This window comes from Streptomyces sp. NPDC043176 (genome assembly GCF_056436715.1).
This window is the reverse complement of record NZ_JBWKCA010000009.1, coordinates 221,257-243,367: the sequence shown is the minus strand read 5'-3', so window position 1 is coordinate 243,367 and position 22,111 is coordinate 221,257. Positions and strand designations below refer to the sequence as shown.

Sequence of the window (22,111 nt, the reverse complement as noted above, 5' to 3'; positions counted from 1 at the left end):
CTCGGCCGGGGCGGAGGAGCGCGGCCGGTACCGGGGGAGCGGGACCGGCCGCCGTCGGTCAGCTGGCCGTGCGTCCCGAGGCGTAGCCGGCGTCGTACGCCGCCTCCCAGCCGGTGGACAGGACCGTCGCCGCGTGGGCCGCGGAGGCCAGCGTGATGTGCCGGTGCCAGCCGCGGAACGAACGGCCCACGAAGTCCCGCAGCCCCGCCCCCTCCCCGACCTCGACGAAGTCCCGCTCCACCCGGCGCGCGAGCTTCGTCAGCCGCAGCAGCGAGCCGACCGGCGAGTTGGTCAGGTCGCTGATCCACACCCGGGTCGCGGGCCGCCTCGGGTCGTCCCACTCGCCGAGCAGCACCAGCGGACGCATCCGCTCCCCGCCCGGCGCGGGCAGCGCCACCCGGACCGCCGTGGCGAGCGAGGTCCGCGAGGTCCGCGCACCGGCCACGGTGTCCACCCAGCTCACCGGCCTGCGCAGCCCCTTGAGGGACTCCAGGATCTGCAGGGCGGACAGCGGACCCGCCCCGAAGCCCGGCAGCGACCGGTCGGCGATCGCGAGCCGCGCCCCCGGGCCGATGCGGGCGACGACCGGCACACCGGCCGCCGCGAGCCGGGTCAGGGCCGGCCGCCCCGCGCCGCCGCGGATGTCGAGGAGCACCGGCTTGCGGGTGACGTCGGCCCAGCGGGCCGTGTCGAGCGCCGCGGCCACCGCGCACTCCTCCAGGGTCTCCTCGCCGGCCTCCTGGGGGACCTCCGCGCGGTCGCGCCGCGTGCGGTCGTTCACCCAGGGGTCCGGCAGGAAGAGCCGCCAGTTGACCGGGACGCTCAGCTCGTCGCTGGCGAACCACACCCCGAACGCCTGCTGGCCGTGGAAGACCTGCCCGCGCTCCGGGTCGAAGCGCCGGTCCACGCCCACCGAGTGCTCCCCGGCCTTCGGTATCGGCATCGGCCGCACCACCCAGGCCTGCGGGCAGCTGTTCCGCTCCAGGTACCGGGCGAGCGCGGCCCGCATGGGCTGCCAGTCCCAGGTGGAGCTGGAGACGAAGTGGTGCAGGCTCTGCTCGGCCGCCGGGCCGCCGATCTGCGCGGCGATGTTGCGGATCGACTTGCGGCCCTGCGCGGTGAGCAGGCCGTGCAGGTACTGCTCGGCCTTCAGGCGCTGGTCGCGGCGGGCGAAGCCGGCGAAGAGCGCGCTGCACAGCTCGGCGTGGACGTCCCCGTTCGAGCCGGCCGCCCCCACGGGCCGGACGAGGCCGAGGGACGCCGGCGGAACGGCGGCCCCGGTGGTGGCCCTGCGCTTGATTGCGACGGATGTACTCACGACACTCCTGCCCGAAGGTTGCGCAGCTCCCTCCCGCTGCCCCACCACCGTCGCGCGTCACCGCCCCCGGGCACGAGGTGTACCCGGCACCCGAATCGGCCGCCGGATGGTGGCCGGACCACCTCCCCCGGCGTCGTCGCAGGTCGGAGCCGCCTCCGAAGCGTCGTTCGGAGGCCACCCCGGGGTGATCCGGAACGGTTCGCGGGGCCCCTCGGGTGTGGCGCGAGCACCTCTCGGGGGATCTGACAGACTCACCGGCGCGGCTTTGACCCGTAGCAGTCCGTGGCCGGACCATCGCAGAGCGAGGCTGCACGGGCCGGGACCCGGTTAATGCCCCAGGCCGGGATCCGCGCCTGTGCGCCTCGCCTCGGCACGTAGTCTGAGCGCATGGAACCGCGCGGTCAGCTGCCCGTCGTCGGGGCGGTCGCCGCCGGCGGCGCCCTCGGGGCATCCGCCCGCTACGGGGCGGCGCTCCTCTGGCCGACCCCGGCCCACGCCTTCCCGTGGACGACGTTCACCGTCAACACGGCCGGCTGCGCCGCGCTCGGCGTCCTCATGGTCCTCGCCACCGAGACCGCCACCGCCCCGCACCCCCTGCTGCGCCCCTTCCTCGGCACCGGCTTCTGCGGCGGCTTCACCACCTTCTCGACGTACACGCTCGACACCCAGCGGCTGCTCGCCGCGGGCGACCCGACGCGCGGACTGCTCTACCTCGCCGCCACCGCGCTCACCGCGCTCGCCGCCGTGTGGGCCGGGGTCACCGCGGCCCGGGCGGTGCGGACGAGGGGCCGGGCGGGGGCGCGGGGATGACGGCGACCCGCCGCACCGGCCGGGGGCGGCAGGGGTGAACTGGCTGCTCGTCGTCGCCGGCGCCGCGGTCGGCGCGCCGCTGCGGTACCTGACGGACCGGGCGGTCAGGGCCCGGTACGACTCCGCCTTCCCGTGGGGCACCTTCGTCGTGAACGTCGTCGGTTCGTTCGTCCTCGGACTGCTCACCGGCGTCGCGTCCGCCCGGCTGCACCTGCTGCTCGGCACGGGCCTGTGCGGGGCGCTCACCACGTACTCGACCTTCTCGTACGAGACGCTGAAGCTGTACGAGGACGGGGCGAAGGGGTACGCGCTGCTGAACGTGGCCGGCAGCCTGGCCGCCGGGCTCGGAGCCGTGTGGCTGGGAGTCCGGACGGCCGGGCTGCTGTGAGTCGCGGCGGCCCTGCTCGACGGCTGAGCTCCGCCGCCGGACCCCCTCCCTCACGCCCCCGGCAGGATCCGCGTCTCGACCGTCGGCAGCCCCTTCGCCCACCAGTGGTCGTAGCGGCGGTAGACGTGGGGGTCGCGGGCGGCGAGGAGGGTGCCGAGGGAGGCGGCCTCGGTGGCGAGGGAGGCCCAGACGGGGGCGGGGAGGGGATGGAAGGCGGAGGCCTCGACGCCGTCGGGGACGGGGCGCCAGACGCCCGCGACACGGCCGTCGACGAGGAGGGTCGGGAGACAGTCGCCGTTCACGCGGATGACGTGCTTGCGGTAGGCGGGCGGGATGACGCGGCTGCGGTCCGCGTAGGCGAGGAGGACGCTGTCCCACATCGCCATGAGGCGGGGCGGCGCGGGGACGTCCTCGCCGGGCAGCGGGGCCCCGGGCACGTCGTACAGGACCGTGCCGTCCTCGCCCTCCAAGCGGTCGAGTGCGCCGTCGAGGGACCGTACGGCCTCCCGGACCAGGCCCTTCGGCGCCAGCGAGAACTGCGCCATGTCGGCCACCGAGGCCGGGCCGAAACCCTCCAGGTAGCGGCGGATCAGGACGGCCAGGCCGGCGGCGGAGGCCTCCGGGTCGGCGAGCGCCGGGCGGTGGGTCGCCGTGACGAAGGACTGGGCGGCGCCGAACGACCACGGGAGGCCGGTCGGCGCGTGCCACAGCGGCGCGTACTGCCGGATCATCCGCCAGACCACCGCCTCCACGGGCCCGCCGCGGCCCGCCTCCAGGCGCGCCCGCATCTCGGCCCCGGCCCGGGCCTCGGCGGCGTACGCGAGGAGGTCGGGGAGGAGCGCGTCGGCGTCGGCGGCCGTGAACCCCGCCGCCCTGAACCGCGGATCGTGCAGCCGTGAGCCCCGTACGGTCGGCTCCATGCCCTCCCGGAAGGCCCGGTAGTCGTCGGCGTGCACCAGGTGCAGCGTGAGCCGCATCAGCGTCGACCTCACCAGCTCGAAGCCACCCACCGCGGCGTCGAGCGCCGCCGGGTCGAAGCCCGCCACCCGGTTCCACAACGCCACGTACGGCGAACCCGGTTGCTGCGCCTGGATCGCCACCACCCGCCGCACGGCCTCCCCGACGCCCACCGGCTCCCGGTCCAGGAGCAACTGCCGGGCCAGCGTCGAACGGTTGAGGGCACGCGAGGTGATCACCATGCGCCGATTCTGCCCGGCGGGTCCGACAGCCCGCCCGGGGAGGGGCCCGGTGGCGGGCGGGCGTGACCGGTGCCGGTCATCGCCGGTTCACCGGCGGCACGTTCCGGGGACACGCGGTCCTCACCCCCGGTGACGAGGATCGGGCGCATGACCTTCGCCTCCAGGGCCCCGCGCCCCGCCGCCGCTTCCGCGGTCGCCCTCGCCGCCGCCGTCGCGCTCCTCTCCCCCGCCTCGCCGGCGTACGCCGCCGCCGACGCCGTGCCGACGTACGAGGTGAAGATCAACCTCACGGCGGCGGCCCTGGACTCGGCGTACGCGCCGAGCGCCGCGGCGAAGTCGGCGTTCGGGATCACCGGGTCGGCCAAGGCGCGTTCGTACAGCTACTACGACACCGACGGCGGGGCGCTGGACGCCGAGGGGTGGAGCGTGCGGCTGCGGCACAAGAGCGGGTCGTCGTTCGAGGAGACGTACAAGAAGCGGTTCCCCGTCACGAACGGCGACATCACCGGGGCCCTGAACACCGCCGACGCGGCCGGCTTCGACAGCGGCGACACCGACTACGAGGCCGAGGTGGACTGGGGCTACGCCAAGCAGACCCTCAGCTTCTCCCACGAGGAGAGCCACAGCGCGAGCGGCTACTCCGGCACCGCGATGCCGACGAGCACGACCGGCCGCACCTGGCTCGTCGACGACATCCCCGGCAAGCTGGAGGACTGGGGCGGCGCCGACCGGGGCAGGACCGCCCTCCAGGCGTCCCGCGCCCACGGGCCGGTCACCTCGAAGGTGTACGGCGGCGCCTGGGGACCCTCCGACGACGCGAGCATCGAGGTGCTGCCGGTCGTCGGAGCCGGCGGGACCGGGACGGAGTACGTCATCGAGCTGTCCTTCAAGACCGACTCGTACGCCGACGCCGCCGACCTCCACGCGGACGCCATAGCCGTGGCCGAGGCCCACGGCTGGCTGTACCACGGAGACGTCCTGAAGACGCAGCTGATCCTCGACCGCTACTAGGGCCGGACACGCGCGTTCACCCAGGGATCGCCCCGGTGTCGGCGGCGCGTGGCCGGGAGTTGTGCGCGGGACCGGACCATGGGGTCGCCGTCACCGGCGACTTCTCATGTGTTCCAGGGAGTTCTGATGAATCCACGCCTCCTGCGCCGGCCCGCCGCCGTGGTCCTGCCGCTGTCCGCCGCGCTCGCGCTCTCGGTCGTCGTGGGGACGGCCGACGCGACGCCCGAGCACCACCACGGCTCCGGCGCCCGGGTGGTCTCCACGGCGACGCTGCCCGACATCCCGCTGGCCGCGTTCGGCAACGCGCTGGTGCCCGGCAGCGTCGCGGACGACCGGGGCGTCGACCTCGGGGGCATCGGCAGCGACCTGTACCCGGCCGAGCGGCGCGGCGAGTACTGGACGGTGACCGACCGGGGCCCGAACGGGCAGATGGCCGTGGGGAAGGACAAGCGGCGGACGTTCCCGGTGCCCGGCTTCGACCCGGCCCTCGTGAAGGTGCGGGCGGTGGGCGACCGGATCCAGGTCCTGAGGGCGATCCCGCTCACCACGGCCTCGGGCGCGCCCGTGACCGGGCTGCCGAACCAGGCCGGCCGCGACGAGGCGCCGTACACGTACGACGCCTCGACCCCGCTCGCGTACGACCCGAACGGCCTGGACACCGAGGGGCTCGTGCGGGACCGGGACGGCAGCTTCTGGCTGGTGGACGAGTACGGGCCGTCGCTGGTGCACGTCTCCGCCCGGGGGCGGGTGCTCGCCCGGCACGTGCCCGAGGGCCTGGGCCTGAAGGGCGCCGACTACCCGGTCGTCGAGTCGCTGCCGTCGGTCTTCCTCCAGCGGAAGACCAACCGCGGCTTCGAGGGCCTGGCGCTGCTGCCCGACGGCGACCTGGTGATGGCCCTGCAGAGCCCGCTGCTCAACCCGGACAAGGCGACCGGCGAGAACTCCCGCACGACGCGGCTGCTGCGCTTCTCGCCCCGGAAGAACCGGGTGACGGCCGAGTACGCCTACCGCTTCGACGCCGTCGGCGACGTCGAGCCCGGCCAGACCAAGACCTCCGAGCTGAAGATCTCCGCGCTCGTCGCGCTCGGCGGCGACCGCCTCCTCGTCCAGGAGCGCACCGACAAGGCCGCCCGCGTGTACGAGGTGCGCCTGCGCCGGAGCTCCGACATCCTCGGCTCGCACTGGGACACCGCCACCGCCCCGGTCCTGGAGCAGCTCGACGACCGGGGCGCGGCCGGCGTGGTCCTCGGCAAGCGGCTGGTGGTGGACCTGAACACGGTCCCGGGCGTGCCCGGCAAGATCGAGGGCATCGCCCTCGAAGGCTCGTCGACCCTGGTCCTGCTCAACGACAACGACTTCGGCATGACCGACGGCCCGGAGGCGTTCGACGCGGCCGGGCGTCTCGTCGACAGCGGCGTGGAGACCACGCTCGTACGGGTGCGGCTGGGCCGTCCCGTGCGCTGATCACCGGCATTCCCCGAGCATCCGTGCCCCGGCCGCGAAGGCCGGGGCACGGGTGTTTTCCGGAACGGGAAAGACGCCCCCTCGCCAGCCAACAGGAAGCGGAGGGTCCGCCGCAAATCCGGTGAACAAATCTCGACCGGTCCTCCAGAGATACGCGAGCCGAGCGCGATATCCGCGGGTCACACTGCTGCGTGGGTCGACACGTAGTGAGGTGCATATGGATACAGCAGTAGAAAGGGCGATCGAGTGCATCCGGGAGCGTTACGGCGAACCGCTGACCCTCACGGAGATCGCCGAAAGCGCTCTGCTCAGCCGTTTCTATTTCACGCGGCTGTTCAAAGAGGAGACCGGGCTCACGCCGGGACGATTCCTGGCCGCGATCCGTATTCACCAGGCGAAGAAACTCATCGAGACCACCTCGATGAGCATCACCGACATCTCCTACGCGGTCGGGTACAACAGCCTGGGTTCCTTCACCAATTCCTTCACGGCCAGTGTCGGCGTCTCGCCCAGCCGGTTCCGCAGGCTGACGCGGGACGGCGGTGACGCGCTGCCGGGCCCCGAACCGGCGGCGTGGACGGGTTTCGGGACGGTCGCGGGCACCATCAGCCTGCCCACCGGGCACGGCAACGCGCGGGTGTTCCTGGGTGCCTTCGGCACGCCGATCGTCCAGCACCCGTCGGTCGCCTCCGGCGTCATCGACGTGCCGAGCGGGCGGCCCTCCTGCTACTCGCTCAAGAACGTGCCCGAGGGCAGCTGGTACCTGCTCGCGGTGGCCGTCGCCGACGGCCTCGGGCCCGACCCGGCCGCCGGGCGCACCCCGCTCGTCGGCGACGGCCCGAAGGCCGTGACCGTCACCGCCGACACCGTCACGAGCGCGGCGGTACGACTGCGCCCCGCCCGGCCGGCCGACCCGCCGGTCCTGCTCGCGCTGCCGGAACTCCGGCCCCCGGCCGACGTCGTCCCGCACCCGGGGTGCGCCTCCGTCAACCCTCCCCAGGACAACGGCGGACGGCGCCAGGCCGCGGGCCACCTCAGGGTGGCTTCCGCGGCTCCGGCGCCGACGGCCTCGTGAGGACGGGAACTCAAGGCACCATGTCCTGCTTGGTCTTGAGCTGCTCGGCGAGGAGGCTCCACTCCCTGCTGATGCGCTCGGCGATCGGCGCGATGACACCGAGCCAGTGCGGCGGGACCGCGTCGACCAGCTCGCGCCAGTCCTCGTCGGGGTCGGTGGCGTGCAGCTGCATCCAGCGCAGGAACTCCCGGCCGCCCGCGTTGTACCGGATGGCGGGGTCGGTGGCCATCTTGGCCGCCACCGTCGCCCACGCGGGCGGCGCCTCCGTGTGGTTCCTGCGCGGCGCCGGGGCCGCGTCGGGGTGCGACGCCACCCGCAGAGGTCCGCGGGCGGTGCCGCACGCCGCCGTGCCCGCGGGCCGCGCCGCCTCGCCGGGGAGCCGCACCTGCTGCCGTACGGCCGGCGCCGACTGCACGGCGGGGACGGCCTGCACGGGCCGTACGGACTGCACCGACCGCACGGGCTGTACCGGCTCCGGCCGGGCGGCCTGCGTCTGGCGCCCGTCCCGCTCGGGGCTGTCGCCGCGGCGCAGCCGGGCGCTCACGTCGTGGACCGTGCCCAGCGACACGTCCGTCTCCCGGGCGACCTGACGCAGCGGGGCGTTCGGATGGGCCGTGATGTACTCGGCGGCGCGCCGCCTGCCCTCGCCCGCGTCCACCGGACGGCGCCTGCCGTCCCGCCCAATGCGCTTGCCGTCGAGCGGCGCCCCCTCGCCCGTCCGGTCGCGCAGCGACGCGATCGTCTTGGCGCTCAGCCCGGTGATGCCGGCGATGGCCCGGTCGGACCAGTCCGGGTGCGAACTCAGCACGCGCTGCGCGCCGGACACCCGGTCGGCCTTCGACAGCGGAAGACCGTGCGAGCCGTTCGCCTTCATGGCGATGACGAGCGCCTCGGAATTCGAACAGTCGAGGAAACGCGCCTTGATGCTGACATCACCACGGAGCCGCGCGGCCTCCAGGCGGTGCAGACCGTCGATGATGCGGTAGCCGTCCATCTGGACCAGAATGGGCGGCAGTTCCGCCGACCCCGCCGCGTCGACGAGAAGCTGGATGTGAGCGGCGTCCGTACCGCTCTGGCGCAGGGAGACGCCGGGCGACAGCGCGCTGACGGGTACGTCGCGTGCCGGCAGTTTCTCGAAGTTCTTGAGATCGAATTCGCTGCGGGTCGCTGCTTCGGTGCTCTCCGTTCTGACGGGGCTGAACGCACTCGTGATCAAGACGGCTTGCCCACTGCTCTGAGCCATTCCCTTCACTCCCTTTCTGCTGCCGCTCCCGTCGAGCGTCGCAGCAGGGTCTTCAGGAGCGGTCGAGGAAAGCTGGACGCCGCCTGGAAGCACGACACCGCGGGCGCCCGCCGGATCGGCGGGCGCCCGCGGTGTTCGAGTGGGATCAGGCGTCCCTGCGCTTCAGCAGCACCGCCGCGACCGCCAGCAGGGCGGCGGTCCACAGCGCCAGCACCCCCAGGCCCTGCCACGGCCCCAGCAGGTCGTCCACGCGGGAGTGCTGCTGGGTGATCAGGAACCCCGCCTCGGTGGGGAGGTAGGCGTGGACGTGCTCGCCGACGGTGCCGGGCAGCAGCCTGGCCATCGGGGCGAGCACCAGGACGAAGGCGATGACGCCGGTGATGCTCGCCGCCGTGTGGCGGATGATCGCGCCGACGGCGAGCGCGAACAGGCCGAGGAGCGACAGGTAGAACCCGCATCCGACGACGGCCCGCAGGACGCCCGGATCGCCGAGCGCGACGGGAGCCTTGCCGTTCAGCATCGGCGCGCCGATGAGGAACGAGCCGAACGCGGTGATCTCGCCGACCGCCAGGACGAGCAGTCCGAAGACGGCGGCCTTCGCCAGGAGCACCGGCACCCGCTTGGGCACCGCCAGCAGACTGGCCCGGATCATGCCCGTGGAGTACTCGGACGCGATGACCATCGCGCCCAGCACCAGGACCGCGAGCTGGCCGATCAGGATGCCGCTGCCGAGGATGGTGCCGGTCGGGTCGAGCCGCATGGCGGCCTGCTGCGACGGGTCGGTCTTGTCCCAGTTCGCCACGCCCATCTGGATGAAGAGCGCGGTGAAGATCAGGGTCGCCACGACCAGGATCGCGAGCGACCAGACCGTGGAGCGGACGGAGCGGATCTTCGTCCACTCCGACAGCATCAGCCGCCCGAAGGTCGGCTTGTGGGCGTCCGCGACGGGGACGGTCGCGGTCGCGGATGCGGTCGCGGCGGTCACTTCACACCTCCGGCGGTGGGCACGCCGGCGTCGTACTCGACGGCGTCCTTGGTCAGTTCCATGAAGGCTTCCTCGAGCGAGCCGCGCCGGGTGGAGAGCTCGTGCAGCACCAGGCCGCCGCCGGAGGCCAGTTCGGCGATGCGCGGGGCCTCGATGCCGACGACGTCCAGGTCGCCCTCGTCGGTGTCGGTGACGGTGCCGCCGTGGTTCCTGAGGAGCGCGGCGAGTCGTTCCCGGTCCGGGGTCTTGATGAGGACGGACTGTTCGGTGCTGCGCTCGATGAACTCCTGGGTGGAGCAGTCGGCGACGAGCCGGCCGCGCCCGATGACGATGAGGTGGTCGGCGGTGACGGCCATCTCGTTCATCAGATGGCTGGAGACGAAGACGGCACGGCCCTCGGCCGCGAGCGACTTCATCAGGTTCCGGATCCAGAGGATGCCCTCCGGGTCCAGGCCGTTGACCGGCTCGTCCAGGACGAGGGCGGCGGGGTCGCCGAGCAGCGCGGCCGCGATGCCGAGCCGCTGCCCCATGCCGAGCGAGAAACCGCCGGCCCGCTTGCGGGCCACCGACGTCAGGCCGACCTGGTCGATGACCTCCTCGACCCGGCGCCTGCCGAATCCCTGGGTCTGGGCGAGGCAGAGCAGGTGGTCGAAGGCGCTGCGGCCGGTGTGGACGGCGCGGGCCTCAAGGAGCGCTCCGACCACCCGCATGGGCTGCGGAAGGTCGCTGTAGCGCACGCCGTTGACGGTGGCCTCGCCGCCGTCGGGCCGGTCGAGGCCGAGCAGGAGTCTCATGGTCGTGGACTTGCCCGCGCCGTTGGGGCCCAGGAAGCCGGTGACGCGACCGGGCTCGACCGTGAAGGAGAGACCGTTCACGGCGGTCTTGTCGCCGTAGCGTTTCGTGAGGTTCTTGGCTTCGATCATGGGTTACCTCGTTGAATGGGGTGCGAGAGATCAATCGGGGATGCAAAACCCCCCACCCACCTTGGTACCAGGCTTGCATTCTGTTCAGTAGTCCCCTACGGGGCGCCCTTGAACGATGGCCTCCGTTTCAGGTCCGTGGCTATTTTTACGGTGCCGACCGCCCGTATCGGCGGTTGTTCCATCTGCTCGATTTCCTCAGTTGAACGCGAACCCCACGGAACCCATGAGGGTGGTCATGAATTCAGACGCGAACGGCCCGGCGGGCACCGGCCGGCCGGTCATCGGGATCTGCGCACGGACCGCGCCGGTCACGCTCCAGGGCAGCGACATGCTCGTCAGCCTCGCCCTCCAGGCGCACGTGGCCTTCCTGTCCGCGGCGGGCGCCACGCCCCTGCTGCTTCCGCTGCTGCCCGGCGTCGAGGGCCTCGTCGACCGGCTCGACGGCCTGCTCGTCCCGGGCGGCCCCGACCTCGATCCGGGGCTGTACGGCGAGGCCGCGCACCCGGTCACACGGCCCATGAGCCCGGACGCCGACCGCGTCGAACTCGCCTTGGTGCGTGCGGCACTCGAGGCCGAGCTCCCGGTGCTCGCCATCTGCCGGGGGATGCAGCTGCTCAACGTGCTGCACGGCGGCAGCCTGCACCAGCACCTGCCGGAGATCACGGGCCACGACGAGCACCAGCCCCGGACGCCCTCGTTCACGCTGGGCCGCCACCCGCTGAAGCTCGCGCCCGGCAGCAGGGTCGCCGGCGTCCTCGACGAGGCCGAGCCGCGGTCGGCCTGCCACCACCACCAGGCGGTGAACCGGCTCGGCGCCGGCCTCACCGTCACCGGCTGGGCCCAGGACGGCACCGTCGAGGCCGTCGAAATCGAAGGCCACCCCTTTGCGATAGGCGTGCAATGGGAGGCCGGGCACACCCCCGACACCCGACTTCACGAAGCACTCGTACAAGCCGCTGTAAGCCGGAAAAGCAACTGATCCGTCGAAATTCGGAATACTTGAGAAAAGGCTGCCCGGTGGGCAAGCTGTTACCGATCCCGATCCGAAGGAGAATTACAGATGTCGCCGCGGATGCCTAACCCGTCGCTGGTCGTTCCCGATGTTCTGCCGCCCATGCGCGCACTGGTCAAGGCCGTCAACAGCGTCGGTGTGCCGTTGAAGACGCTCGTGCTCATCCACCTCCGGGTGAGCCAGATCAACGGCCGGCCGGTGCAGATCCCGAAGAAGCAGGCCGAGTTCGAGGCCGCGGGGGAGGAGGACCACCGCCTGCCGGTGGTGGAGACCTGGCGCGAGCAGGACTGCTTCACCGACGCGGAGCGTTCCTGCCTGGCCCTGGCCGAGGCCGCCACCCGCATCAACGACCGGGAGGACCCGGTGTCGGACGAGGTGTGGGAGGAGGCCGCCAAGCACTGGAACGAGGTCGAGCTCGGCGCGATCGTCCTCCACATCGGACTGGTCAACCTGTGGAACCGCGTCAACGTCGCCACCAAGCAGGAGCCGGTCGACTGGCGCATCAACCCCAAGAAGTGGACCCCGATGACGTCCCGGCTCGCGCAGGCGCAGTCCCAGGCCGCCGCTTCCTCTTCCCGCTGATCCGACTCGTTTTCCAGGCATTCGCAATCAGGCCCTGTCCGGTGGGAAATCCACCGAACAGGGCCTGATGCGTGGGGCGGTCAGCGGGCGAGCGGGGCGCGGCCGGCCGCGTGCGTGGTGAGCACGGCCAGCAGGGTGCGGGCCTGCACGTTGACGTAACGGCTGTGTCCGGCGAGCCAGTTCAGCTGGCCGGGTGTGACCCAGTGGTACCCCGGGGGCGCCTCGGCCGGCGTGGTGTCCTCGTCGGTGTCGACGATCAGGTAGCGGCTGTCGGCGTTGAGGAACCGGCCGCCCTCCTCGGACAGGACCGTCGAGTAGCGCACCCGGTCGGGCGACGCCGAGAGGATCGCGTCCAGGAACGGCGGCCGCCGGTCCGCCGGCAGGTGCGCGTAGTTCTCGGGGACGTACTGCACGGTCGGGGCGAGCTCCGCCGTGTCGAGGAAGCCGCCCTCGACGCGGGCGTGCGCGAGGACGTGCGGGACGCCGTCGAAGACGCGCCGGGCGAAGGCGACGACGCCCTGGCCCACCGGCTCGATGATCGGCTGGGTCCAGCCGGCGACCTCGCGGCCCGCGCCCTCGACGGAGACGGCCACCACCCGGAAGAAGCGGTCGTCCTCGCGGCGGACGGAGTGCTCGTCGCGGCGCCAGCCGGAGATCTCCCGCAGCGGCATGCGGCGGACGTGGATGTCCTGGCGGGCCCGCTCGCCGGTGAACCAGGCGAGGAGGTCGGCGTCGGAGGCCAGCGCCCCGGCCTCGGCGGCGGCCATGGGGGCGCTCGCCAGGACGGTGCGCGCGTCCATGTTCACCGCGTTGTCGATGCGGAGCATGGCGGTGATCTGGCCGAGGGTGAGCCAGCGGAAGTCCTCGTCGGCGGGGACGTCGCCGTCCACCTCGACGATCATGTTCCGGTTGCGCTTCCGGTAGAACCAGGCGCCGTGCTCGGACTGCAGGACGTCCGTGAGCACCCGCTCGCGGTCCGGGTCGAGGAAGTGCTCCAGGTACTTCACCGCCGCCCCGCCGTGGGCCTTCGTGTAGTTGCTGCGGGTGGCCTGCACGGTGGGGGAGAGCTGCACCAGGTTCGGGTTGCCCGGCTCCATCTTGGCCTGCATGAGGAAGTGGAGTACGCCGTCGAACTCCTTGGCCAGGATGCCCAGGATGCCGATCTCCGGCTGGACGATGATCGGCTGCTGCCACGCGCCCTCGGGCCGGACGGCGTGCAGGCCCTCGACGGTGAAGAACTTGCCGCTGCTGTGCCGCAGGTCGCCGGTGTCGGGCGCGAAGGACCAGTGGTCGAGCTCGGCGAACGGGATGCGGCGGATCGCCGTGCCGCAGGTCAGCCGGTGGAAGTCCAGCCAGCCCGGGACGTCGGCGGTCGCGATGTGGGCGCCCTCGGGCGTCGCCGCGGAGAGCGCCAGGCGCTCGGTCGTGCCGGCCCGGTGGCGCGGCACGAGACGGGTCTCGACGGTCACGGCCGACCACCGCTCTCCTTGACCGGCTTCCACCACTGCGGGTTGTTCCGGTACCAGTCGACGGTCGCCGCCAGGCCCTCGTCGAAGGAGGTGAGCGGCCGGTGGCCGAGCTCCTCCTCGATCCTGGTCTGGTCGAGGGCGTAGCGCCGGTCGTGCGCCTTGCGGTCGGCGACGTGCTCGATCAGGTCGGGGGAGACGCCGCAGAGCTCGACGAGCCGGTGGGCGAGCGTCAGGTTCGGCACGGAGGAGCCGGAGCCGATGTTGTACGCCTCGCCGGCCCGTCCCGCGGTGAGCACCCGCTGGATGGCGCGGCAGTGGTCGTCGACGTGCAGCCACTCGCGGATCTGCTGCCCGTCGCCGTAGACGGGGATGCGCCGGCCTTCGAGGAGGTTGGTGACGGCGAGCGGGATGAACTTCTCGGGGTGCTGGTACGGCCCGTAGTTGTTGGAGCAGCGGGTCACCGAGAGGTTCAGCCGGTGCGTACGGAAGTAGGCGAGGGCGACCAGGTCGGACGCGGCCTTCGACGCGGCGTAAGGGGAGTTGGGCAGGAGGGGCGACTCCTCGGTCCAGTGGCCCTCGTCGATGGAGCCGTACACCTCGTCCGTGGAGATGTGCACGACCCGCTCGACGCCGGCCGCCAGGCAGGCCTCGAGGACGGCCTGGGTGCCCTCGACGTTGGTGCGGACGAACGCGGCGCCGCTCCGGATGGAGCGGTCCACGTGGCTCTCGGCGGCGAAGTGCACCACCGCGTCCTGGCCTTCCAGGACCGAGCGGAGCAGCTCGCGGTCGAGGATGTCGCCGTGGACGAAGGTGAGCCGGGGGTGGGCGGCGGGGAGGTTGGCGCGGTTGCCCGCGTACGTCAGCAGGTCGAGGACCGTGACGTGGGCGTCCTCGTAGCCCGGGTACCCCCCGTCGAGCATGGTCCGTACGTAGTGCGAGCCGATGAATCCGGCGCCGCCGGTGACGAGGATTCTCATGAGATCACGTCGCAGTCGGAATTCCACGGTCGGGGCATGTGTCTTGACCCTTTTCGATGAGGGGGACGGATGGCATGCAATTCACGCTAGGGAAACGCCTGATGGGGGGCATCTTTCAGATTGCGGGTTCAACCGCTGAAAAAAAGGGAGGGGGTTGGTGCCGAAATGCTTTTCGGCACCAACCCCCTTGATTCGGGGCGGTGTTACTGCTTGCCCACGTACGCGGCCAGGTGCTCGCCGGTGCGGGTCGAGCGGCTCGCGACGAGGTCGGCGGGCGTGCCCTCGAAGACGATCCGGCCGCCCTCCTGGCCGGCGCCGGGACCGACGTCGACGATCCAGTCGGCGTGCGCCATCACGGCCTGGTGGTGCTCGATGACGATGACGGACTTGCCGGAGTCGACGAGGCGGTCGAGCAGCCCGAGCAGGTTCTCCACGTCGGCGAGGTGGAGGCCGGTGGTCGGCTCGTCCAGGACGTAGACGCCGCCCTTCTCCGCCATGTGCGTGGCCAGCTTGAGCCGCTGGCGCTCGCCGCCCGACAGGGTGGTGAGCGGCCGGCCGATGTCGAGGTAGCCGAGGCCGACGTCGGAGAGCCGCTCCAGGATGCGGAGCGCCGCGGGCACGCGGGTCTCGCCGGCGCCGAAGAAGTCCTTGGCCTCGTCGACCGGCATCGCGAGGACCTCGCTGATGTCCCGGCCGCCGAACCGGTACTCCAGGACGGACGCCTCGAACCGCTTGCCCTCGCAGTCCTCGCAGGCGGTGGCGGCGCCCGCCATCATCGCCAGGTCGGTGTAGATGACGCCGGCGCCGTTGCAGGTGGGGCAGGCGCCCTCGGAGTTGGCGCTGAACAGCGCGGGTTTCACGCCGTTGGCCTTGGCGAAGGCGCTGCGGATCGGGTCGAGCAGGCCGGTGTACGTCGCCGGGTTGCTGCGGCGCGAGCCCTTGATCGGCGCCTGGTCCACGGAGACGACGCCCTCCCGGCGGGCCACCGAGCCGTGGATCAGCGAGCTCTTGCCGGAGCCGGCGACGCCGGTGACCACGCAGAGCACGCCGAGGGGGATGTCGACGTCGACGTCCCGGAGGTTGTGCGTCGAGGCGCCGCGGATCTCCAGGTGCCCCTGGGGCTTGCGCACGGTGTCCTTGACGGAAGCACGGTCGTCGAAGTGGCGCCCGGTGACGGTGCCGCTGGCGCGCAGCCCGTCGAGGGTGCCCTCGAACATCACCCGGCCGCCGCCGGAGCCGGCGCGCGGGCCGATGTCGACGATGTGGTCGGCGATCGCGATCGTCTCCGGCTTGTGCTCGACGACGAGCACCGTGTTGCCCTTGTTCCGCAGCTCCAGGAGCAGGTCGTTCATCCGGCTGATGTCGTACGGGTGCAGGCCGGTGGTCGGCTCGTCGAAGACGTAGGTGGTGTCGGTGAGCGAGGAGCCGAGGTGGCGGATCATCTTGATGCGCTGGCCCTCGCCGCCGGACAGGGTGCCGGCGGGGCGGTCGAGCGAGAGGTAGCCGAGGCCGATCCGCACGATCGAGTCCAGGGTGTGCAGCAGCTTGGCGAGCAGCGGCGCGACCGACGGCTCGTCGAGGCCGCGGATCCAGGCGGCCAGGTCCCTGATCTCCATCGCGCAGACGTCGGCGATGGAGAGGCCGTCGATCTTCGACGACCTGGCCTCCTCGCTGAGCCGCGAACCACCGCACTCGGGACACGAGGTGAAGGTGACGGCCCGCTCCACGAAGGCCCGGATGTGCGGCTGGAGGGAGTCCTTGTCCTTCGAGAGCATGGACTTCTGGATCTTCGGGATCAGGCCCTCGTAGTTGAGGTTCACGCCGTCGACCTTGACCTTGCGCGCCTCGCCGTGGAGGAACTCCGCCATCTCGTCGGCGGTGAAGTCGCGGATCGGCTTCTTCGGGTCGAGGATGCCCGAGTCGGTGTAGACCCGCGTGGTCCAGAAGCTGTCCTGCTTCCAGCCGGGGATGGTGAACGCGCCGTCGCCGAGCGCCTTGGAGTCGTCGTACAGCTGGGTCAGGTCGATGTCGGAGGCGGTGCCGCGGCCCTCGCAGCGGGCGCACATGCCGCCGTGGTAGACGGCCTTGGTGACGACGAGCTTCTCGCCCTTGCCCTTGTCGACGCTCATGGCGCCGCTGGCGACCCGCTTGGGGACGTTGAAGGCGAACGCGCTGGGCGGGCCGATGTACGGCGTGCCCAGGCGGCTGAAGAGGATGCGGAGCATCGCGTTGGTGTCGGTGGCGGTGCCGACCGTGGAGCGGGGGTCGGCGCCGAGCCGCTGCTGGTCGACGACGATCGCGGTCGTCAGGCCTTCCAGCACGTCGACCTCGGGGCGCGCGATCGTCGGCATGAAGCCCTGGACGAAGGCGCTGTAGGTCTCGTTGATCATCCGCTGCGACTCGGCGGCGATCGTGCCGAACACCAGCGAGCTCTTGCCCGAGCCGGACACCCCGGTGAACACCGTCAGTCTGCGCTTGGGGAGCTCGACGCTGACGTCCTTGAGGTTGTTCACCCGTGCCCCGTGCACGCGGATCAGGTCGTGACGGTCGGCGACGTGCGGCTCGGAGGAGCTCGCGTCCGTCCCGGTGTCCTTGCTCATGGTCTCTCCATCTCTCCGGACGGGACCGCCCTTGCCCGGCCCCATCCGGCGAGCTTAGGCGGACACGCTCGAATCCCCCTCGAATCCCGCTCGAATTCTCCTCGCGGGGGGCTTGAGGAGAATTCGAGCGGGAATCCAGGGGGATTCGAGCCGTATGGGGGGGTGTGCCGGGGCGGAGGAGTCCCGGGCGGGGAGGGGCCGGGCGTCAGCGCTCCTGGAGGAGGCCGAGGACGTTGCCGTCGACGTCGGTGACGGTGGCCACCAGACGGCCGCCGCCGACCTCGGCCGCGGGGTTCTGCACGACGGCGCCGGCCGCGACCACCTCGGCCAACTTCGCCTCGATGTCCGGCACGTGCCAGTACGCCACCGGGGACGCCATGCCCTGTGTGCCCGCGCCCGGGACCAGGCCGATGTGCTGGCCCGCGACGTCGAAGCCGACGTAGAAGTCCTCGTCCGTCTGGGGTTCGACACCCAGCAGCGCGGTGTACACGGTCTTGGCCGTCGCCAGGTCCTTGACGGGGTGGAGCACCGTCTTGATTCCCTGGGTGGCGGGGTGGGACATGATCACTCCTAGGTCGGGATCGTGTTTCCGCATGCTAGGGAAAAGGCCCCTCCGGATGCTTCTCCGTTCTTGCTCACTCAAGTGGGATTCCAGCCATCTTTGACCCGAATTACAGAGGGCCTTGTCAGGCTGCGAGCGCGTTGCATCCAGAAGGGGAATCACGTGAAGAAGCTCGCATTGGTCACGACGGTGATCGTGACCGGCCTGGTAGGTCCGTCCGTCACCCCGGTGGCGGCGGTGGAGGCGGTCACGCCGGCCGCAAGCGTGGCCTGGTCGCCGTGTCCGGAAAACGACCCGACCCTCGGAGCCATGCTCAAGGGCCTCGAGTGCGGCACGGTCCAGGTGCCGCTCGACTACTCCCAGCCCGACGGCCAGAAGATCAGTCTGGCACTGACCCGGGCCAAGCACACCGTCGCCGAGGCGGACTACAAGGGCGTCGTGATCCTGCACCGCGGCCAGTGGCCCGGCCCCATCGCGCGGGACCTGCCCACCCGGTACGCCAAGGGCACCACCGGCCTCGCGCAGGACGTCGGCGCCGCCTACGACTTCATCGGCTTCGACCCGCGCGGCGTCGGGGCCAGCGAACCGGCGGTCGTCTGCGACCCGACCTACATCAACCCGGGCCACGCGCTTCCCGACCCGGTGCCGGGCTCGCCCGCCGCCGAGCAGGCCCTGGTGGACCGGGCACGTTCGTACGCGCAGAGCTGCGGCCAGCAGTACGGCGACATCCTGAACCACCTCACCACCAAGGACTCCGCGCGCGACCTGGAGCAGATGCGCATCGCGCTCGGTCAGGAGAAGATCACCTACTTCGGCACCGACTGGGGCGGCTACCTCGGCTCCGTCTACGCCACCCTGTACCCGAACCGGGTCCAGCGGCTGATCGTCGACAGCGTGCCGAGCCCGAGCGGCGTCGGCTTCCTGAACCAGCTCGGGAAGAACTTCACGACCGAGCAGAACGCCGGCATCTTCTTCGCCTGGGTCGCCAAGTACGACTCGGTCTACCACCTGGGCACCACGGCCGCCCAGGTCGAGGCGAAGTACTACGCGGCCCAGAACAGCCTGCGCACCGCACCCGTCGACGGCAAGATAGGCCCGGCGGAGTGGGCCGACGTCTTCGAGCCGGTCGTCTACCGCCACTGGATCTGGCTGAACCGCGCGAAGATCCTCTCGGACTTCGTCGTCCACAACGACCCGACGTCGCTGAAGGCCAACTTCTCCGACCCGGGCTTCCCGCACCAGAACCGCCACACCATGACCAACGCGGTCAACTGCACCGACGGCCCGTGGCCGCGCGACTGGAACCCGTACAGCGCGGCCTACTCCGCCCAGTACGCCACCGGCACCACGTTCCTGACCTGGAACAACGCCTGGTACACCGCGCCGTGCGCCTTCTGGCCGGCCGCCTCCCAGGCGCCCGTGCAGGTCGGCAACTCCTCGGTCGACGTCCTCATCGTGCAGCCCGAGTTCGACACCGCGCACGGCGTCATCGGCGCCTACGACACGCACCTGCGCTTCCCCAACTCCCGCTTCATCCTGGAGAAGGGCGGCCACAGCGTCGGCGCGGCCCTGTCGGCGAACGGCAACACCTGCCTCAACGCCTACCTCAGCGACTACCTGAGGGACGGCACCCGGCCCGCCTCCAAGTGGGGTGTGGACGCCACCTGCGCGGCGGCCCCGGACCCGGTGCCGGCCGGCGCCTGACCGGACGCGGACGCGTCCCGCGTGAGCGAGACACGCGGGACGCGGACGGGCACCGCGTGAGCGAGACACGCGGGGCCCGTGGCTCCGTGACGACAGGAAGCGGCGCTCCCCGGGAAGGCTTCGCCCGGCGGGCGCCGCTCCGGGTCAGCGCGCCGAGGCCGCTCCGGCCCGGTGCGCGTCCACCAACTGCGCCAGGGTGCGGGCCAGTTCGTTGGGCGCGGGCATCGTCAGGACCTCCAGGCGGAGCCGCCGGGCACTGGCCCGGAGGGCCTCGTCCTCGATGAGCCGGACGATCGCGGCGCGGACGCCCGGCCCGTCCACGTCGGCGGGCCTCATGGCGAGACCCGCCCCCGACCGCTCCAGGCACTGGAGCTTCAGCGGTACGTCGAAGGCCCGGCTGACGAGCAGCTGGGGGACGCCGTAGCGCAGCGCGCAGCCGAACGACCAGGTGCCGCCGTGGTGCACCATCGCCGTGCAGGTCGGCAGGACGTCGGCGAGGGGCACGGACTCCACCAGGCGGGTGTTGTCCGGCACCCGGCGCAGCTTCTCCTGGGACTCCCGCGGCAGCGTGAGGACCAGCTCCATCTCCAGGTCGCCCACCGAGTCGAGGATCTCCTGGATCTTCTCGACGGGCAGCAGCTGCCGCACCGGTCCGTCGTTCACGGCGTCGCCGAACGTCATCAGGACCCGCGGCGCCCGGGGCGGCTCGGCCAGCCAACGAGGCACCACGGTGGGCCCGTTGTAGGGCACGAACTGCATCGGAAGGGTCGTCGGCCGGTGGTCGGGACGGAAGTCACCGGGAAGGGGGTCGATCGTGAACTGCCCGTTCACCAGGTCCTCGGAGAAGTCGACGCCGTACTTCGCCGCCCAGCCCGACAGCCAGTCGCGCAGTCCGTCGGCGCGGTCCTCGGGCGGCTGCCGCTCCTGCGCGTGCAGGAAGTCCTCGCGCATGCGGCTGTAGACGTCCACCGAGTACAGCACCCGGGCGTGCGCGGCGCCGACCGCGGCCGCGGCCACCGCCCCCGCGAAGGCCTTCGCGCCCCAGAGCACCAGGTCGGGCTTCCATTCGAGGGCGAAGCCGACGACGTCGTCCATCATCGAGTCGTTGGACCGCCGGGCCTGGGGGAGCACCAGGTCCTCGAAGACCCGGGTCGCCTGCTCCCAGTCGAGCCGGTCGCGGTCCGGCCGCACGTCGAACAGGGGGTCGAGGCCGCCCCCTTGCCGCGGACCCTGCCCGGCGCCGCCCGCGGGGGGCGCGGCGGCCTTCTTCCGCTGGTCCCGCCGGTCGCGTTCCTTCCGCACCTCGGCGGTCTCGCCCGGACCGACGCTGATGCCGGTGAGTCCGGCTCCGGTGACGTCGTCGAGCAGGTCGGGCCAGCCGGCCACGCGCACCTCGTGGCCGGCGGTCTGCAGCGACCAGGCCAGCGGGATCAGGTTGAACAGGTGGGTCTTAAAGGGAAACGGCACGATGAGCACACGCATGACGGACCGCCTTCGGGTCGGGGCCGTGGGGAGTGGGCGGGGGTACTCCGCCCCCTGTCGGTCCCGATCATCATGCTCACGCCTCCGGCACGGTTCTTCTCCAGATTTGCCGGGTGCCCCCGGTTGCGGCGGTGACCAGGAACGTGACGGCGGCGACCACGAGGGCCGCCGGAACCGGGCCCGCCAGGTCGCAGAGGGCGCCCATGACCAGGATCGACACCGCCACGCCCGAGGGGAGCAGCGTCGCCCGGAGCGTCACCACCGACGACAGGTCCCGGGCGGAGGCCGCGGCGAGCAGCCGGTTGTTGAAGTGGACGAAGGCAACCTCGAACAGGACCAGGAACACCGCGTACAGCGCGAGCGTCGGTGCCGTACGGCCGACCAGCACCGCGGCGAGCAGCGGCGGCATGGGCAGCACCGCCCAGACCGCCGACGGGACCCGGTCGAGGTACTGCTGCGCCGGCAGGGCGGCGAGCGAACCCGCGAAGATCGCGACCGCCGACATCGCGACGAACACGCCCACCAGGCGCGTCCCGCCGCCCAGCAGGGTCAGCGGGACGACGGTGACGGCCACCGTGTGGAAGCCCTGCCAGAACGCCACCAGCAGGAACCGGGCGAACAGCCGGCGCAGCACCGGGTCCTCGACCCGCAGCCGGCCGTCGGCGGCGGCCTTCTCCTCGGCCTTCTCCCCGGCGGCCCCGCCCGCGGCGGCCGGCAACGCCCAGGCGAGGAGCGCGGAGAGCGCGAGGGTCGCCACGTTCACCGCGATCAGACCCCGCAGGGACAGGGCGGAGCCGGCGGGTCCCGCCAGCGCGGCGCCGACGCTGAGGCCGGTCAGCTTGCCGATCTCGGCGACGGTGTTGGCCCGGTCGAGCCGCTCCGCGGGGACCGCGCCGCGCAGCACGACCGAGGTGGCCGAGCGGGTGACCGCCTCGAAGAACCCGCGGGCCAGGACGAGTCCGGTGGCGACCGCGAGCAGCGCGGAGCCCGGCGCGGCGAGCGCGGCCGCGGTGAGCAGCAGGCTCGCGGCCTCGGCCAGCCGGACCAGCCGCTCCGGAGCGCGCCGGGCGAGGAGGCGGTTGAGCGGCGCGGCGAGCAGCAGCGCGGGCAGCCACGGGGCGCTCAGCACGGCGCCGGCGAGCAGGCCGGAACCGGTGACGGAGCCGACGTGGGTGGACAGGCTCACGAGCACCAGAAAACTCCCGCACGTGTTGACGAACAGCAATGCGGGAGTGAGGTGAGGCGACCGGAAAGTCGCGGGAAATAACGTCATGAAGTATCCCTCCAGGGCTGGAGGATGACAGAGC

General features: G+C 72.0%; 19 protein-coding genes. 8 read left to right on the top strand and 11 right to left on the bottom strand.

What is annotated here, in order from left to right; translation table 11 throughout:
* Window positions 1-58 precede the first annotated feature (58 nt).
* On the bottom strand, window positions 59-1,318 hold the full coding sequence (locus tag AC067A_RS17705) for an IS701 family transposase (RefSeq protein ID WP_479243373.1): 1,260 nt from the start codon (window positions 1,316-1,318) through the stop codon (window positions 59-61).
* Window positions 1,319-1,705: 387 nt separating this feature from the next.
* Between AC067A_RS17705 and crcB (AC067A_RS17700) the strand changes: the two genes are divergently transcribed.
* Window positions 1,706-2,128, top strand: coding sequence for a fluoride efflux transporter CrcB (crcB, locus tag AC067A_RS17700; protein ID WP_479243372.1), 423 nt, complete (start codon window positions 1,706-1,708; stop codon window positions 2,126-2,128).
* 34 nt (window positions 2,129-2,162) lie between these two features.
* Window positions 2,163-2,516, top strand: a complete 354-nt coding sequence (gene crcB, locus AC067A_RS17695) for a fluoride efflux transporter CrcB (protein ID WP_479243371.1) — start codon at window positions 2,163-2,165, stop codon at window positions 2,514-2,516.
* A gap of 50 nt (window positions 2,517-2,566) precedes the next feature.
* Here crcB (AC067A_RS17695) and AC067A_RS17690 read toward each other — a convergent pair whose 3' ends face one another.
* Window positions 2,567-3,715 carry a winged helix DNA-binding domain-containing protein gene (locus AC067A_RS17690; RefSeq protein WP_479243370.1) on the bottom strand — a complete coding sequence of 383 codons (1,149 nt, stop codon included), beginning with the start codon at window positions 3,713-3,715 and terminating at the stop codon, window positions 2,567-2,569.
* 147 nt (window positions 3,716-3,862) lie between these two features.
* On the opposite strand from AC067A_RS17690, the gene AC067A_RS17685 reads away from it, so the two are divergent.
* The 3 genes from AC067A_RS17685 to AC067A_RS17675 all read left to right on the top strand — a co-directional run bounded on the left by AC067A_RS17685 (window position 3,863) and on the right by AC067A_RS17675 (window position 7,265).
* Window positions 3,863-4,726 carry a hypothetical protein gene (locus AC067A_RS17685; protein ID WP_479243369.1) on the top strand — a complete coding sequence of 288 codons (864 nt, stop codon included), beginning with the start codon at window positions 3,863-3,865 and terminating at the stop codon, window positions 4,724-4,726.
* A gap of 126 nt (window positions 4,727-4,852) precedes the next feature.
* A complete protein-coding gene (locus AC067A_RS17680; protein ID WP_479243368.1) occupies window positions 4,853-6,190 on the top strand; it encodes an esterase-like activity of phytase family protein in 1,338 nt (445 codons plus the stop codon).
* A gap of 217 nt (window positions 6,191-6,407) precedes the next feature.
* Entirely contained in the window at window positions 6,408-7,265 is an 858-nt protein-coding gene (locus tag AC067A_RS17675) for a helix-turn-helix domain-containing protein (protein ID WP_479243367.1), read from the top strand.
* Window positions 7,266-7,275: 10 nt separating this feature from the next.
* Here the strand turns inward: AC067A_RS17675 and AC067A_RS17670 are convergent, their stop codons facing one another.
* From AC067A_RS17670 to AC067A_RS17660, 3 genes are all read right to left on the bottom strand, one after another.
* Window positions 7,276-8,508, bottom strand: a complete 1,233-nt coding sequence (locus AC067A_RS17670) for a ParB/RepB/Spo0J family partition protein (RefSeq protein ID WP_479243366.1) — start codon at window positions 8,506-8,508, stop codon at window positions 7,276-7,278.
* Between the two features lie 145 nt (window positions 8,509-8,653).
* On the bottom strand, window positions 8,654-9,493 hold the full coding sequence (locus tag AC067A_RS17665) for an ABC transporter permease (RefSeq protein ID WP_479243365.1): 840 nt from the start codon (window positions 9,491-9,493) through the stop codon (window positions 8,654-8,656).
* A complete protein-coding gene (locus AC067A_RS17660) occupies window positions 9,490-10,416 on the bottom strand; it encodes an ABC transporter ATP-binding protein (protein WP_479243364.1) in 927 nt (308 codons plus the stop codon). Before AC067A_RS17660 ends, AC067A_RS17665 begins: the two co-directional genes overlap by 4 nt.
* A gap of 235 nt (window positions 10,417-10,651) precedes the next feature.
* Here AC067A_RS17660 and AC067A_RS17655 point away from each other — a divergent pair, with 235 nt between their 5' ends.
* The gene (locus AC067A_RS17655) at window positions 10,652-11,395 is read left to right on the top strand and encodes a gamma-glutamyl-gamma-aminobutyrate hydrolase family protein (protein ID WP_479243363.1); all 744 of its coding nucleotides are present in this window, start codon (window positions 10,652-10,654) and stop codon (window positions 11,393-11,395) included.
* 135 nt (window positions 11,396-11,530) lie between these two features.
* Window positions 11,531-12,010: a carboxymuconolactone decarboxylase family protein gene (locus tag AC067A_RS17650; protein WP_479243362.1), complete on the top strand. Its 480-nt coding sequence runs from the start codon at window positions 11,531-11,533 to the stop codon at window positions 12,008-12,010.
* A gap of 80 nt (window positions 12,011-12,090) precedes the next feature.
* On the opposite strand, the gene AC067A_RS17645 is transcribed toward AC067A_RS17650, so the two are convergent.
* The 4 genes from AC067A_RS17645 to AC067A_RS17630 all read right to left on the bottom strand — a co-directional run bounded on the left by AC067A_RS17645 (window position 12,091) and on the right by AC067A_RS17630 (window position 17,618).
* The gene (locus AC067A_RS17645) at window positions 12,091-13,479 is read right to left on the bottom strand and encodes an NDP-hexose 2,3-dehydratase family protein (RefSeq protein WP_479243361.1); all 1,389 of its coding nucleotides are present in this window, start codon (window positions 13,477-13,479) and stop codon (window positions 12,091-12,093) included.
* The gene (gene rfbB, locus AC067A_RS17640) at window positions 13,476-14,456 is read right to left on the bottom strand and encodes a dTDP-glucose 4,6-dehydratase (protein ID WP_479243360.1); all 981 of its coding nucleotides are present in this window, start codon (window positions 14,454-14,456) and stop codon (window positions 13,476-13,478) included. The genes AC067A_RS17645 and rfbB overlap by 4 nt, the downstream gene beginning before the upstream one ends.
* A gap of 203 nt (window positions 14,457-14,659) precedes the next feature.
* Entirely contained in the window at window positions 14,660-17,056 is a 2,397-nt protein-coding gene (locus AC067A_RS17635) for an ATP-binding cassette domain-containing protein (protein WP_479243359.1), read from the bottom strand.
* Window positions 17,057-17,261: 205 nt separating this feature from the next.
* Window positions 17,262-17,618 carry a VOC family protein gene (locus tag AC067A_RS17630; RefSeq protein ID WP_479243358.1) on the bottom strand — a complete coding sequence of 119 codons (357 nt, stop codon included), beginning with the start codon at window positions 17,616-17,618 and terminating at the stop codon, window positions 17,262-17,264.
* A gap of 162 nt (window positions 17,619-17,780) precedes the next feature.
* Here AC067A_RS17630 and AC067A_RS17625 point away from each other — a divergent pair, with 162 nt between their 5' ends.
* Window positions 17,781-19,322, top strand: coding sequence for an alpha/beta fold hydrolase (locus tag AC067A_RS17625; protein ID WP_479243357.1), 1,542 nt, complete (start codon window positions 17,781-17,783; stop codon window positions 19,320-19,322).
* A 144-nt stretch (window positions 19,323-19,466) separates the two neighbouring features.
* Here AC067A_RS17625 and AC067A_RS17620 read toward each other — a convergent pair whose 3' ends face one another.
* Both AC067A_RS17620 and AC067A_RS17615 read right to left on the bottom strand, forming a co-directional pair.
* A complete protein-coding gene (locus AC067A_RS17620) occupies window positions 19,467-20,804 on the bottom strand; it encodes a nucleotide disphospho-sugar-binding domain-containing protein (RefSeq protein WP_479243356.1) in 1,338 nt (445 codons plus the stop codon).
* 76 nt (window positions 20,805-20,880) lie between these two features.
* A complete protein-coding gene (locus AC067A_RS17615) occupies window positions 20,881-22,077 on the bottom strand; it encodes an MFS transporter (RefSeq protein ID WP_479243355.1) in 1,197 nt (398 codons plus the stop codon).
* Between the last annotated feature and the right edge of the window lie 34 nt (window positions 22,078-22,111).